Origin of the sequence: Pseudonocardia parietis (assembly GCF_017876315.1) — a bacterium.
Taxonomy (GTDB): Bacteria; Actinomycetota; Actinomycetes; order Mycobacteriales; family Pseudonocardiaceae; genus Pseudonocardia; species Pseudonocardia parietis.
This window is the reverse complement of record NZ_JAGINU010000001.1, coordinates 517,296-529,947: the sequence shown is the minus strand read 5'-3', so window position 1 is coordinate 529,947 and position 12,652 is coordinate 517,296. Positions and strand designations below refer to the sequence as shown.

General features: G+C 69.1%; 12 protein-coding genes and 2 pseudogenes. 9 read left to right on the top strand and 5 right to left on the bottom strand.

Translation table 11 applies throughout. The annotated features are described in order from the left end of the window. Positions 1–26: 26 nt before the first annotated feature. On the bottom strand, positions 27–1,367 hold the full coding sequence (locus JOF36_RS02580) for an MFS transporter (RefSeq protein ID WP_210024835.1): 1,341 nt from the start codon (positions 1,365–1,367) through the stop codon (positions 27–29). A 456-nt stretch (positions 1,368–1,823) separates the two neighbouring features. Between JOF36_RS02580 and JOF36_RS02575 the strand changes: the two genes are divergently transcribed. Then, positions 1,824–3,143 (top strand): isocitrate lyase/PEP mutase family protein, encoded by a 1,320-nt coding sequence (locus JOF36_RS02575; protein WP_210024834.1) that lies wholly within the window; start codon positions 1,824–1,826, stop codon positions 3,141–3,143. A gap of 346 nt (positions 3,144–3,489) precedes the next feature. Next, on the top strand, positions 3,490–3,999 hold the full coding sequence (locus tag JOF36_RS02570; RefSeq protein WP_210024833.1) for a hypothetical protein: 510 nt from the start codon (positions 3,490–3,492) through the stop codon (positions 3,997–3,999). 106 nt (positions 4,000–4,105) lie between these two features. Here the strand turns inward: JOF36_RS02570 and JOF36_RS02565 are convergent. Continuing rightward, positions 4,106–4,726, bottom strand: a pseudogene (locus JOF36_RS02565) (alpha/beta fold hydrolase); the annotation flags it as partial. A gap of 164 nt (positions 4,727–4,890) precedes the next feature. On the opposite strand from JOF36_RS02565, the gene JOF36_RS02560 reads away from it, so the two are divergent. The 3 genes from JOF36_RS02560 to JOF36_RS02550 all read left to right on the top strand — a co-directional run bounded on the left by JOF36_RS02560 (position 4,891) and on the right by JOF36_RS02550 (position 7,647). Next, positions 4,891–5,766, top strand: a complete 876-nt coding sequence (locus tag JOF36_RS02560) for an IS5 family transposase (protein ID WP_210024831.1) — start codon at positions 4,891–4,893, stop codon at positions 5,764–5,766. A 369-nt stretch (positions 5,767–6,135) separates the two neighbouring features. Next, positions 6,136–6,714, top strand: coding sequence for a hypothetical protein (locus JOF36_RS02555; RefSeq protein ID WP_210024830.1), 579 nt, complete (start codon positions 6,136–6,138; stop codon positions 6,712–6,714). A gap of 168 nt (positions 6,715–6,882) precedes the next feature. Further along, positions 6,883–7,647 carry an SAM-dependent methyltransferase gene (locus tag JOF36_RS02550; protein WP_210024829.1) on the top strand — a complete coding sequence of 255 codons (765 nt, stop codon included), beginning with the start codon at positions 6,883–6,885 and terminating at the stop codon, positions 7,645–7,647. A 13-nt stretch (positions 7,648–7,660) separates the two neighbouring features. Here the strand turns inward: JOF36_RS02550 and JOF36_RS38530 are convergent, their stop codons facing one another. Further along, positions 7,661–8,020 (bottom strand): nucleotide triphosphate diphosphatase NUDT15, encoded by a 360-nt coding sequence (locus JOF36_RS38530; RefSeq protein ID WP_307862734.1) that lies wholly within the window; start codon positions 8,018–8,020, stop codon positions 7,661–7,663. Positions 8,021–8,089: 69 nt separating this feature from the next. After that, positions 8,090–8,656 (bottom strand): annotated as a pseudogene (locus JOF36_RS38525) (LOG family protein); the annotation flags it as partial. A 48-nt stretch (positions 8,657–8,704) separates the two neighbouring features. Here JOF36_RS38525 and JOF36_RS02540 point away from each other — a divergent pair. Continuing rightward, positions 8,705–9,139 carry a mycothiol-dependent nitroreductase Rv2466c family protein gene (locus JOF36_RS02540; protein WP_210024827.1) on the top strand — a complete coding sequence of 145 codons (435 nt, stop codon included), beginning with the start codon at positions 8,705–8,707 and terminating at the stop codon, positions 9,137–9,139. A 42-nt stretch (positions 9,140–9,181) separates the two neighbouring features. Here JOF36_RS02540 and JOF36_RS02535 read toward each other — a convergent pair whose 3' ends face one another. After that, positions 9,182–9,577 (bottom strand): RidA family protein, encoded by a 396-nt coding sequence (locus JOF36_RS02535; protein WP_210024826.1) that lies wholly within the window; start codon positions 9,575–9,577, stop codon positions 9,182–9,184. An 85-nt stretch (positions 9,578–9,662) separates the two neighbouring features. On the opposite strand from JOF36_RS02535, the gene JOF36_RS02530 reads away from it, so the two are divergent. The 3 genes from JOF36_RS02530 to JOF36_RS02520 all read left to right on the top strand — a co-directional run bounded on the left by JOF36_RS02530 (position 9,663) and on the right by JOF36_RS02520 (position 12,643). Then, positions 9,663–10,637: a helix-turn-helix transcriptional regulator gene (locus JOF36_RS02530; RefSeq protein ID WP_210024825.1), complete on the top strand. Its 975-nt coding sequence runs from the start codon at positions 9,663–9,665 to the stop codon at positions 10,635–10,637. Between the two features lie 115 nt (positions 10,638–10,752). Next, entirely contained in the window at positions 10,753–11,493 is a 741-nt protein-coding gene (locus tag JOF36_RS02525; protein ID WP_210024824.1) for an SDR family NAD(P)-dependent oxidoreductase, read from the top strand. A gap of 25 nt (positions 11,494–11,518) precedes the next feature. Then, positions 11,519–12,643, top strand: a complete 1,125-nt coding sequence (locus JOF36_RS02520) for an acyl-CoA dehydrogenase family protein (protein ID WP_210024823.1) — start codon at positions 11,519–11,521, stop codon at positions 12,641–12,643. Positions 12,644–12,652 lie beyond the last annotated feature (9 nt).

Genomic DNA, 12,652 nt, shown 5'->3' with positions numbered 1-12,652 from the left:
CCCCTCCCGGCTCACTGCGCCAACGATCAGCGGATGCTCACGTGCCGTTCTCCCCACTTTCTGTGTCGCGTCGACTCCCGGAACGCGCACATCAGCTGTCTCCGGTGGTGGTGCGGCCGGGTGGTGTTCGCCGGTGCCGTCGACTCCGGGGCGCCTTTGTCGCCGCGGCGGGTGCGCACGATGGCATTGAGCAGCGAAGCCGCGAGCCCGACCCCGGCGGCCGCCGGGGCGAGGACGAACGCGGTGGTTGGCCCGTGGGCGTCGACGAGCAGGCCGGCGAGGAACTGTCCGGCGGCGGTTCCGATCGGGCCTCCGGCGCAGAGCACCGCCATGGCGGTGGCCATCGCGGACAGCGGCGTCTGGGCCTCGATCAACGAGTACAACGTGACCATGTACGGGCCGACGGTCAGACCACCGACGGCGATGGCCAGTGGTAGCAGGTCGTGCGCTGCTCCCCACAGCAGCACGCCCATGCCGACTGTGAGAGCGACGGGGAAGACCCATCGCCGCAGCGTGAGCCCGAACCGTTGCGGCAGCCATGCGCACGCGGCTCCGGCTACCGCGCTGCCGATTCCGAGCTCGGCGAAGTACACGCCGGCCAGCTGCGGGGTGCCGGTCGCGGCGGCGTAGGCGGCCGCACCGGTCTGGACCGCACCGAAGACCGCGCCCACGCCGACCATCGCGATGGTCAAGGTCAGCAGCGACGGCCAGTGCACCGACACAGCCGCCCGCCCCTGCGATGAGCGTGTCGTCGCCGTCTCGTCGGGGACCAGGTCGGTGTAGCGACGGGCCAGTGGCGCTGCCGCGATCACAAGTAGCGCCGCTGCGCCTGCTAGCGGCCCGGCCTGCGGGAACCCCAGTGCCGCGGTCGGGAGCAGCAAGAGCGCCCCGGCTAATGCCGGTCCGAGGACGAAACTCGCCTCGTCGACGGCGCACTCGTAGGACATGGCTGTACCGAACAGCCGGGGCTCGGCGCCACGCAGCCACCCGGACCAGTGCACACGGACGAGGGGGCCGACCTGGGGTTGCATCAACCCGACCAGCACCGCGGTGGCCAGGACGGTGGCTGGTCCGCCGGTTTGGCTGGCCACCAGCAGCAGCGCAATGCTGGTGGCGTTGATCAGCGCGGCCCACGCCCCGATCCGGCGCGGCGGTATCCAGCGAGCCACGGTCCCGATGCCGAGACCGCCGAGCGCGATCGCAAGACTCTGCGCGCCAGCGGCGAGACCGGCGAAGGTGTAGCTGCCTGAGCTCGCCTGGATCAGCAGGATCGTCCCGATCGGGACGATCGCGTAGGGCAGTCGCCCGATGAACGCCAACAGCAAGAAGCTCGTGCGGGTAGAGCGGAAGAATCCACGGTAGGACATCGGCGTCTCCTGGCCACAGCAAGAAGACGCGCCTACCCAACCACCAGACGCGTGCCGTTCCCGATTCTGCTGTCATGTTAACGCGGCCGGGCCGCATCCAGGTTCGATTAGACCGGCGGTCGGAGCCTCGTCGCATCGGCGTTGGCTCCTGGCAGGTAGACAGTCGTGCCACGTACGTGCCACACGCATCGGTCAGGCGCGGTCATCCAGAGTCGGTCCGGACCGCCCACGACCACTGGGTTACGGGTGATCCCGCGCGCTGCTCCATATTTGCAAGGCGGGGGTGAGGGGTTCGATTCCCCTCGTCTCCACCAGCAGGAACACGGTTCCTCAGCCCCCTTCCTGATCGTCCCGGGGCACACGCCGCCGAGTCACCGTGACTATCGGCGACGCCCCGGTGCCGATCTTCGACCCGCTTCGGTGCCGGCCGAAGTGTCTCGGCTCGATACTCGCGGGATGGAGATCCTGAACGATCCAGCGTTCGTCGTCCCACAGGCCCTACCTGGGCGGAGGGGCATCGCGTGGCTGAGATCCCACGGCGCCCGCTTCTCCGAGGGCCCCGACCACGAGCGACGACGAGGGATCGCGGTCCGCCTCCTGAACGCGGTCCCGCTCGAACGACTCCGGGAACCGGGCCATCCCGTGGCCACACTGGCTGCAGCTCTCGGTCTGCCACGCCACGTGGCCACCGATGTCGAGATCGTCTCGGCCGGCTACCAGCCACACGATCCGGTCACGTCAGAGGCCGACGCGGCGGTCGATCGTCTCGTCGAGATCGCAGGAGGTCGATGGGACGAGGAGACGGCGGCGCTGATCGGACTGCTCGTGCAGGGGTGCGCAGCGACGCGATCGGCCATCGTCGGCCACCATCCGCCGGTCCCGGCCACACGTCGTATCTCCCCATCGGGACAAGAGATCCTCGTCAGCCTCGAGAACGCCCCCTTCGGGGCGGGCCGACACGCGTGCCCGGGCGAGAAGCACGCCGAAGCGCTTCTCGCCGGCGCCCGTCGCTTCACGGGTCTCCACGACGCCGACGAGCCTTTGCTGCTGCCCAACGCGTGGGACTTCGCTTCGGCCGCAGCGCTTGCTCGACAGGGATACCTCGCTATCGGCACCACCAGCCTCGGCGTGGCCGCGTCGCACGGTCTGCCGGATGCGGCCGGCGCGACCTACGCCGAGACCCTCGCGCTGGCCCGTTCACTGGTTCGTCTGCCGGTCCCCGTCACGGTGGACGTCGAGGCGGGATTCGGGCTCGACCCGGCCGAACTCGCAGCCGAGTTGACCTCGGTGGGAGTGGCGGGAATCAACATCGAGGACGGCCGCGGTGACCGGCTGGAGCCCGTCGACGAACAATGTGAACGAATCTCAGCGCTCAAGGCCGCTGCTCCGGAGCTGTTCGTCAACGCGCGTGTCGACACGTACTGGCTCCAGCTGGACCCCGAGTCGACTCTTCCCAGATCAAGGGCATACGCCGATGCCGGTGCAGATGGGATATTCGTCCCCGGTGTACGGGAGGAACACCTCATCGAGAACCTCGTCGCTTCCCTCGGCGACACGCCGCTCAATCTCCTGGCAGAGCTTCCCTTCCAACGCCTCCGCAACCTCGGTGTCCGACGCGTCAGCACAGGGTCGCTCCTGTATCGGACCGCAATCACTCAGGCGGTGGCAGCGGCCGATGCCTACCGCGGCGGAGGTAGCGCTCCTGCAGCGATGTCCTACGACCACATCGAATCACTTGCGCCGGCTCGCCGACCCGAGGCATGGGCCGGACGGTGAAGCCATCGCGCCAGCCCTGCCCGTTGTCGCGGCGCAGGGTCGATGACCGGTGGCACGGTGTTCGAGTCGAGGGTGGCGACGTCGGCGAGGTTGGGCGCGACGGGCCGCCACGACAGTCCTTCCGCTGCGCTCGGCGGCAGCCCCTACGTCGGTGTCAACCAGAGCGGGGACGGTCCACCATGGTGCTGGGCATGATCGACGTCGTTGTGTTCTTCCAACGCCATGGTCAGCTTGGAGGAGCAGTGCCTCACCAGTTTTGGTGAGCCCGCTCGGCGGTAGCTAACACCTCCCTCTGGACTACGAAACACCGGGTGACCACGCCGGCATCCACGCTCGGGGACACGTCATGAACAGCACCGTCCGGGTTCTCATCAGCGCTGCCGTCGTCGTCCTGGCGGCTACCGGAGGAGGCACGATCTACGCGTCTCAGGCCGAGTCCGCGCCCGTCGTCGAACAGGCCCTGCCTGCTCCGACAACTGTCGTGGTCCCGATGCTGCAGCTGCCCGCTGGTGCCAGCTCCACGGCTGCGGAGGTGGTCGTCGCAGCCCGGGGCGCGGTCGACGATGTGGTCGCGGCCGAAGCCGCTGCTGCCGCACAGCCCCGCTACACGTGCGAGCCCACAGCCGACGCCCGCGTCGTCGACGGGATCATCGTCAACAAGGACTGTCCTGCCATCAACGCCGCGAAGGAACGAGCGCACGAGGCGTTCGCGGAACAGACCTGGATGGACGGCGAGTGCATCGGGTACGGCTGCTCTCCGGAGCAGGACGCGGAGATCAACGCTGGCGAAGCTGCCGCACAGGAGGAGTACTGGGCGCGGTGCACGAACACGCCTTCCGGCGTCGACGGCTGCTAGCTCGAAGCGCGCGTCGCCGCAGGCGAAGCCGCTGAACGCCGACACAGACACTCGTCCTCGTCGCGCGTATCGGCCGCGAGCTGGTTGTCGGTGCGGCGGTCCGCGGTCAGGTCGGACGAACGCGGTCACCGCCGCTCGGCCCGGCAATGAACCGATCCAGCCGGGCGACGACGAGTCCCGGCGCGGTATCCACGGCTTCGTGACCGTGGCCGTCGAGCACGGTCACTGTGGCGCCGGGCAGGCCTTCCCGCAGGCGGGAGGTGACGGTCGCCGCCCACCTCGGGCTGCGATCGCCCACCATCAGCAGGGCCGGGACGGTGACGCCGGCGGTCAACCCGACGACGTCGAGCGCGAGCAACGCTTCGGCCTCCCGGGCCATCGTGCGCTCCACGATCGGAACGGCTTCCTCGGCGGCCGGGCTGTCCCGCAGTGAGGTCACCGTCGGCTCGTCCAGTCCGACGATCTCGACCAAGAAGCTTCCCATCGCGCGCTCCGGTCGTCCGGAGGAGATCCAGTCCGATACGCGGTCGATCCAGTCGCGGGTCACCGTTTCCGGTCCTGGTGGCTCGTAGAGCGCGAGACGGCGAATCGGCGCGCCGCGGCCGGCCGCGCCCAGCGCGCAGGCCGCCCCGATGCTGTGGGCGAAGACGTCGATGCCCTCCGGCGCGGATGCGGACAGGCGCTCCGCGACGGCATGCACGTCGTCGAACTCGCGATCGAGCGTGTACTCGGCGGTGTCGCCACTAGGCCGTGTTTAAGAAGTCGGAGGTGCGGGCGCTCGCGTGTCGGTCCGTGGAGATGAGTGAGGTCTCCGGTAGGTGATCAACGACCAAGAAGATCATCTGTCCGGAGACCTCGTTGACCAGGGTATCGAGCGGTGCACGTAAGGATATGACCGGCAAGCAGTGGCGGGTGCTGGAGCCACTGCTGCCTACGTCGTCGGGCCGGGGACGACCTCGCAAGTGGAGTCGCCGGCAGCTGATCGACGGGATCCGGTGGCGCACCCGAGTCGGAGCGCCCTGGCGTGACGTGCCCGAACGCTACGGACCCTGGCAGTCGATCTACGGGTTGTTCCGCCGCTGGCAGCGCGAGAAAGTGTGGGCGCTGGTCTGGTCGACGCTGCTGGCCTGGGCCGACGCGGCTGGGTTGATCCGCTGGGACGTCTCGGTCGACTCCACGATCAACCGCGCCCACCAACACGCCGCCGGGGCCCGCCGCAAGCCCGCCGAGCAGGTCGAACCACCCGGAGATGAACCCGCCGATCACGCCCTGGGCCGTTCCCGTGGTGGCTGGACCACGAAGATTCATCTGGCCTGTGAACAGGGCCGCGGCCCGGTGGCCGCGCTGATCACCGCAGGTCAACGGGGTGACTCGCCGCAGTTCATTCCGGTTCTCGACACGCTGCGCGTGCCCCGACTGGGGGCGGGGCGTCCGCGGACGCGCCCGGACCGGGTCCTGGCCGACAAGGCGTACTCGTCGAAGGCGAATCGTGACTACCTACGCCGCCGCAAGATCGCCGCGACGATCCCGATCAAGGTTGATCAGCAGGCCCACCGACAGGCCCGAGGGTCCGCCGGTGGCCGCCCACCAGTGTTCGACGAGCAGCTCTACCGGCAGCGTCACGCCGTGGAATGTGGCATCAACCTGCTCAAACAGCACCGTGCGCTCGCTACCCGGTACGACAAGTTGGCCGTGCGCTACGAGGCCACCTTCCAAGTCGCCACCATCAGCATCTGGCTACGCACCCTCGCCGCTGCGACTTCTTAAACACGGCCTAGCGCCTCGGCCCCGCCGGTCCATTGCGGTCACCCGGTGACGCGCGGTGAGCCCGGCCCAGATCGGGGCTCACCGGGTGCGGCGCGTCATGCCGCCGTGGACCAGTAGGAGCGGCGGTCCGGAACCCGCGGTCACCAGGCCGATCTCGACGCCGTCCGGACCGTGCACAGATTCTCGTCGACCTGCGAGGCCGGCACGGTTGAGTCCTTCCCGCACCGGCCCTGCTGACCGCTCCGATGCCGCGAACTCGATTGAACCACCCTGGGGTCGGTGGAGGCACGGATCTGCGCATCGAACAGCGCCGGGTGGAACGCGCGTGAGCCCGGGGAACCTGCGCCGCTGCGCGCACGTTTTCCGATCATGACCGACACCCCGTCCGTCCTGAGCTCCGCGGTCGCCGAGACGGCCGCGGCCGGCCCCACCCGCTTCACGCTCCGTCAGGAGAACGCCGGCTCGCGGGCCCGTCTCGACCACGCCCGGCCTCGCGGGCCCGTGCGACGCCTGGCCCGCGTGATCGGCCGCCGGCTCACCAGGACCGTGGTCGTCGACGGCGTGCTCGACCTCGGTGGTCGCCGCGTCCTGGCCGGCGACGACCAGGCGTGGGGGATGGTGCAGATCGGGCACCGGGTGTGGTCGGGCCGTGCCGGACGCCGGGTCGAGGATCGCCTGGAGTCCCCGGCGCCGCTGAAGCTCGATCCGCTGGGGCTGCTCGACTCCGTCGCCGGGCTGCGTACTCCCGGGTACGGCGACGACCCCGGGCCGGAACGCCACCTCGTCGCGCGGACCGACCGCGGCACGATCGAGGTGTGGCTGGACGGCGGACGGGTGCACCGCATCCGCCGTGACGACGAGGGCGATGTCTCCACCATGACCCTGCACGAAACCGATGTGGATGCCGACGCGCTCGACTGGACCCGGCTGCCGGCTCCAGCTACGTGAGCTCCGAAACGAGATCGCCGCAGAGGTCCCGTCGCCGCTACGGTCACCACGCCTGATCGATCGAGCAGCCCCTGGAGTTGGTAACCGTGACCGTTCTGCCCCGATCGGCTTCCGCCGATCACACGTCATCCCTGAACTGCGCATTCGACGTGAGGCAGCACATCAGTCATGGATCTACCCCGTAGCTTCTCCATCCGCGAAGGCGGATCGCGCATCCTCAACCCGTTCGACGAGCACAAGCTCGCGACCCTGGGACGTGCTCTGCGCCTTCCCGCCGGATCACGCATCCTGGACCTCGCCTGCGGTAAGGGCGAGATGCTGTGCACCTGGGCCCGAGACCTCGGCTACACGGGTCTGGGGGTCGACGTCAGCAGCAGCTTCATTGCCGACGCCGACACCCGTGCTCGCGAACTGGGTGTCGAATCGCGAGTCGGGTTCCGGCACGACGACGCCGCCGGCTTCGTCCACGACCCGGAAGCCGACGTCGCTTCGTGCATGGGGGCGAGCTGGATCGGGGGCGGCCCGACGTGGCGTGACAGCGTCACCGGAACGCTCGCCCTACTGCAGCGCAGCGTCCGGCCCGGCGGGCTCCTGCTGCTCGGCGAACCCTTCTGGAAGCTGCGCCCGCAGAGCGAGGAAGCCTTGGCCGCATGTCACGCACAGACCCTGGACGACTTCGCTGAGCTTCCGAGCTTGCTCGACCACTTCGCCGACCTCGACTACGACCTGGTCGAAGTGGTCATGGCCGACGAGCACAGCTGGGATCGCTACGCGGCGTCCCAGTGGTTGGCGATTCGCCGGTGGCTGGACGCCAACCCCGACGACGAGCTTCACGGCGAGCTCCGAACGGAACTCGACGCGTCACCCCGTCAGCATCTGCTCCACCAGCGCTCACACCTCGGTTGGGGTGTCTTCGTCCTGATGCGCCGCTGACAGCCGTTCAGAACTACGGCCGCCAGCCGGTGGACCGGAGCGCGATCACCGGGCCGAAGAGCGGGCTCGGCAGCGAGTCCCAACGGTGCCAGCTCCACTCGCTGATCTTGTCGGGCTCGCGGACGACCGGATCACCGACGGCCTCGACCGCGTGGTGCAACGTCACGTAGTGCAGTGCGAAATCGGGGAAGACGTCGTCGGTCCACGTGATGGGGGCGACCGACGTGGCGGTCATCCCCGTTTCCTCGGCGAGTTCACGGGCCGCGGCGTGGGTGGCACGCTCCCCGGGGTCGACCTTCCCTCCAGGGAAGGACCATTCGCCCGCGCCGTGCGCGCCGTGGCGGCGTCCGAGGAGCACGGCTCCGTCCCGCACCACCACGGCGCTCGTCCCGACGAACGGGCCGCTCGGCGAGATGCCCGGGTCCCGGTCGCCCACGTCGATCCACGTGTCCGTTGTGGTCGGACGCCACTCGTCGAGGCGATCGAGCAGATCGTCCGGCGACGAGCTCGAAAGGATGATCTCCCGATGTTCGGAACGTAGGAAACGCTCCCGGACGGCGTGGTCGAGCAGCGATGCGAGGTCGCTCCAGAAGCCGGCGGGATCGAGGAGACCGACGGGTTTGCGGTGGATGCCGAGCTGGGTCCATGTCGCCGCCTCCAGCAGTTCCTCGAACGTTCCGAGGCCACCGGGGAGCGCGATGAACGCATCGGCGAGGTCGGCCATCTCGGCCTTGCGCTCGTGCATCGAGGCCACGATCCGAAGATCGGTGAGTCCGGTGTGGCCGATCTCCCGTCGCTGCAGCGACTCCGGGAGTACCCCGATGACCTCGCCGCCGGCTGCGAGGGCGGCGTCGGCGACGGCGCCCATCAGTCCGACCCGCCCGCCTCCGTAGACGACACCGATTCCGCGCCGGGCGAGGACCCGGCCGAGTTCGGTGGCTGCTTCGGTGTAGCGCGGGTCCGCCCTCGGACCGGATCCTGCGAAGACGCAGACGCGTGCGAGAGGCATTCTGTGATCATCGCAGGCGACACCGTGCGGAATCGGGAGGCAGGGGCCGTGAGACACGAGTTCGACGTCGACACCGTGCCCGGCTGGACGGTGGACTTCTGGCTCGATCCGGCGTGCCCGCTCACCCGTCACACGGCGCGCTGGGTCGTTCGGATCGCCGAGGAGGTGCCGCTCCAGGTCCGGTGGCGTGTGATGAGCCTGTCGGTGCTCAACGAGCACCGTGACGACGATCCCGAGGACGACCCGCACGGCTACCTGTGGATTCCCGCTCGCGTTGCCGCAGCCGTCCAGACCGAGGACGGACACACCGCGCTGGGCAGGTTCTACGACGCTCTGTGGACCGAACCCGATGGCACCGAGCGCGAATGGATCGGGGACATCGACGCAGCCCTGCAGGTCCCGGACGCACAGGACCCGCTACAGCTCTGGCACGCGCTCACCGGACTCATGTCGGTGCCCGCCTTCCACGAGATCAAGGCCTGACCGGGGGAAATGCCGACGTGGTCACCATGCCACGAGGCGACCTCACGCAACTGCGGTCCCCTCGAGCTCGACCATCAGGTCGGGGATCGCCAGCCGTGTCACCCCGAGCATCGTGGTGGTCGGTGCCACCCGGGCGGCGCCCAACCGCGACGCCAGCACGCCGTAGTGCTCCAAGAGTCGATCGACGTCCGTGGAGTGGACGTTGAGCCGGACCAGGTTCGCGAGAGACATTCCGGCCTCGTCGAGCACGGCCTCCAGGTTGTCGAGGCTCAGCGCCAGCTGCCCCGCCATGTCACCGGCATGCCGGGGCGTGCCGTCGGCGGCCATCGCGGTCTGTCCGGAGCAGTACAGGGTCCGGGTGTGCCCGGAGACGAGCTCACCCTGGTTGTACCCGAGCTCCACCGACCACGGCCACGGGTTGACGGCCGTTCGATCCACTGCCGCATCAGTTCCACTCGTCATGCTGAGAAGCCTCGCAACGAATCACGACATCTTGTGTCAGGTATTCCGCTAGATTTCTCGTGTGCGAGCCGACCGGTTGGTATCGCTGGTGCTGCTGCTGCGACAGCACGGTCGGTTGTCCGCGCCGGCACTTGCCCGCGAGCTGGAGGTATCCACCCGCACGGTGCTGCGCGACATCGAGGCGCTGTCCGCCGCCGGCGTCCCGGTCTACGCCGAACGCGGCCGGCACGGCGGTTTCGCATTGCTTCCCGGTTCCCGGACCGAGCTCCCCGGGCTGAACCACGACGAGGCACTCGCCCTGCTGGTCGCCGGATCGCGCCGCGGCGCGCAGGCGTTCGGCCTCGGCTCGGCGCTCGCGTCGGCCATGCGCAAGGTCGTCGACGCGCTCCCCGAGAACCATCGGGCCACCGCGGCCGGCGCAGCTCGGCGACTGCTCATCGACCCGGAGACCGACCTCCTCTCGCGCCGGACGGCCGCTGAGGAGGTGCCCGACACCACGGTGGCCGAGGTCCGGCGCGCGGTGTTCGCCGGACACAAGCTGCGCATCCACTACGCGACGGTGGACCAGGCCCCGACGTGGCGCACGGTGGACCCGATCGGCCTGGTCACCGTCCACAACCAGGGCTACCTGCTGGCCACGAGGTCCGGCGCCGACCGCACCTACCGGCTGTCCCGGATCCTGGCCGCCGAGGTGCTCGCCGAACCTGCGCAGCGACCGGACCGGGTCGATCTGGACCGGACCTGGCAGGAGCGCAGCACGCAGTTCCGGACCGGCGGCGACCAGATCACCGTGCTCGTACGGGTGGACCCGGAGCGGCGGGAATACCTGGTGGGCACCGCGCTGGCCGTTCACCCCGAAGGAGTCGACGCGGACGGCCGGCTGCGGCTGGAGGTGATCTTCCAGGACCGTCGACATGCCGAGTGGGCGCTGTGGCAGCTCGGCACGAACGCGGAGGCCCTGACCCCCCAGTGGTTGCGCGATTCCCTGCGTGACCGCGCCGCCGCGATCGTCACCTGCTACGGACCGGAATTCTGAGTCGCCTTTTCCAGCCGTATAGGCGAACCGGGAGCACCTTGTGCTTGACATCCAGGATTCGGAACTGTTAATAATACTTACCAGTTAAGTTTAAAACTGGAGGTTTTGAGTGCGCTTGGCGGGTAAGATCGCGATCGTCACCGGGGCCGCGCACGGGCTGGGTGCGGCCATCAGTCGGCGTTTCGTGCTCGAGGGAGCACAGGTCGTGCTGGCTGACACGTCCGAGCGGGGCCTCGAGGCGATCCAGGACGAGCTCGGCGACACTGCCGCATCGATCCGCTGTGATGTCTCCGCCGAGCAGGACGTCGCTGCGGCGATCGATCGTGCCGAGGCCGCGTTCGGTGGACTCGACGTGCTGGTCAACAACGCAGCCGTCGGCTCCGGATCGCCTCTCACCGAGCTGCGGATGCCGGAGTGGGAGCGGGTCCTGGCGGTGAACCTGGGCGGGGTCCTGCACGGCATCCGATACGCCGCTCCGGCACTGCGTCGCCGTGGTGGCGGCGCCATCGTGAACCTCTCGTCGATCGCGGCCCGGCGCGCCATGCCGGGGCTCGGGGCGTACTCGGCAGCGAAGGCCGGGGTCGAGGCCGTGACCCGCTGTGCGGCGGTGGAACTGCGCGCGGACGGCATCCGGGTCAATGCGATCGCACCGGGACTGATCGGCACCGAGGTGGCGCGCAGGAACGAAGATGCCCTGCTGGCCTCGCTGCGCCCGGACTACCTCACACGCGCCCAGGGGCGGTGGGGGACGCCGGACGAGGTGGCGGCGGTGGCCGTGCACCTGGCCGGCGACGAGGCCACGTTCACCACCGGGACGACCTACGTGCTGGACAACGGAGCTACCCGACTTGCCTGAGCGAACCGACGACGAAGGTGTCGAGATGAGCGAGAGAGCCACATTCGTGCAGGCGTTGCGCGATTTCGCCGAGCGGGAGTGCGGGACGCGCGAGCAACGACGAGCGTTGACCGCGGGGGGTATCACTCATAACCAGGACCTCTATCGCAAGCTCGCCGATCTGGGGTGGGTGGGCTGCGCGTTGCCGGAGGAGTACGGCGGCGGAGGAGGGACCGCGACCGACGCCTGCCACGTGATCGAGGAGATGGCCTACGGCCAGGCACCGTTGTTCGGTCTCGGCGTGACCATGGTCGGGGCGACCGTGGTGGAACGCTTCGGCACCGAGGAACAGAAGCGCGACATCCTCGGTGCGGTGTGCCGCGGCGACGTGATCGCCACCGCGATCAGCGAGCCCGGCGCGGGATCCGATCCCGGCGCGATGACCTGCCGCGCCGAACGACGCGGGGACACCTACGTCCTGAACGGCCAGAAGACCTGGATCTCCTGCGCCCACATCGCCACCCGGATCCAGGTGCTGTGTCGGACCGACAGCACGGGCGGCAAGCACGAGGGGATCACGATGATCGACGTCCCGGCCGACGCGCCGGGCATCGAGATCCGCCCGATCGCGACGCTGGGTGGCGACGAGGTCAATGACGTCTACTTCACCGACGTCACCGTCAGCGCCGACCGGGTGATCGGCGATGAGGGCAAGGCCTGGCACCAGATCATGCGGACGTTGAACACCGACCGCCTGATGTGCGGAGCGCTGTTCCTCGGGCACGCCAGGCGCTCGTTCGACGATGCCGTCGAGTACGTGCGCGAGCGGGAGCAGTTCGGCCGCCCGATCGGCAGCTTCCAGGCGATCCGACACCGAATCGCCGACCTCGCGACCGAGCTGGAGTGCTGCCGCCTGCTGGTCTACGAGTCGGCGGCACGACTCGACCTCGACCCCGAGCGGTGCGTGCCGCGCGAGGCGTCGATGGTCAAGCTCAAGGTGACCGAGACGGCCAAGCGGATCGCCGTGGAGGGCATGCAGCTGCTCGGCGGTGCCGGTTACACCACCGAGCACGACATGGAACGACACCTGCGGGAATCGATCGTGTCCACCGTCTACGCCGGTACCAGCGAGATCCAGCGCGAGGTCATCGGACGTTCCTACGGGCTCTGAATGATCGCG

What these genes read in the sequence shown, in the direction of transcription:
- JOF36_RS02580 (WP_210024835.1), bottom strand. Translation starts at nt 1,367, where the DNA reads ATGTCCTACCGTGGATTCTTCCGCTCTACCCGCACGAGCTTCTTGCTG.
- JOF36_RS02575 (WP_210024834.1), top strand. Translation starts at nt 1,824, where the DNA reads ATGGAGATCCTGAACGATCCAGCGTTCGTCGTCCCACAGGCCCTACCT.
- JOF36_RS02570 (WP_210024833.1), top strand. Translation starts at nt 3,490, where the DNA reads ATGAACAGCACCGTCCGGGTTCTCATCAGCGCTGCCGTCGTCGTCCTG.
- JOF36_RS02560 (WP_210024831.1), top strand. Translation starts at nt 4,891, where the DNA reads ATGACCGGCAAGCAGTGGCGGGTGCTGGAGCCACTGCTGCCTACGTCG.
- JOF36_RS02555 (WP_210024830.1), top strand. Translation starts at nt 6,136, where the DNA reads ATGACCGACACCCCGTCCGTCCTGAGCTCCGCGGTCGCCGAGACGGCC.
- JOF36_RS02550 (WP_210024829.1), top strand. Translation starts at nt 6,883, where the DNA reads ATGGATCTACCCCGTAGCTTCTCCATCCGCGAAGGCGGATCGCGCATC.
- JOF36_RS02520 (WP_210024823.1), top strand. Translation starts at nt 11,519, where the DNA reads ATGAGCGAGAGAGCCACATTCGTGCAGGCGTTGCGCGATTTCGCCGAG.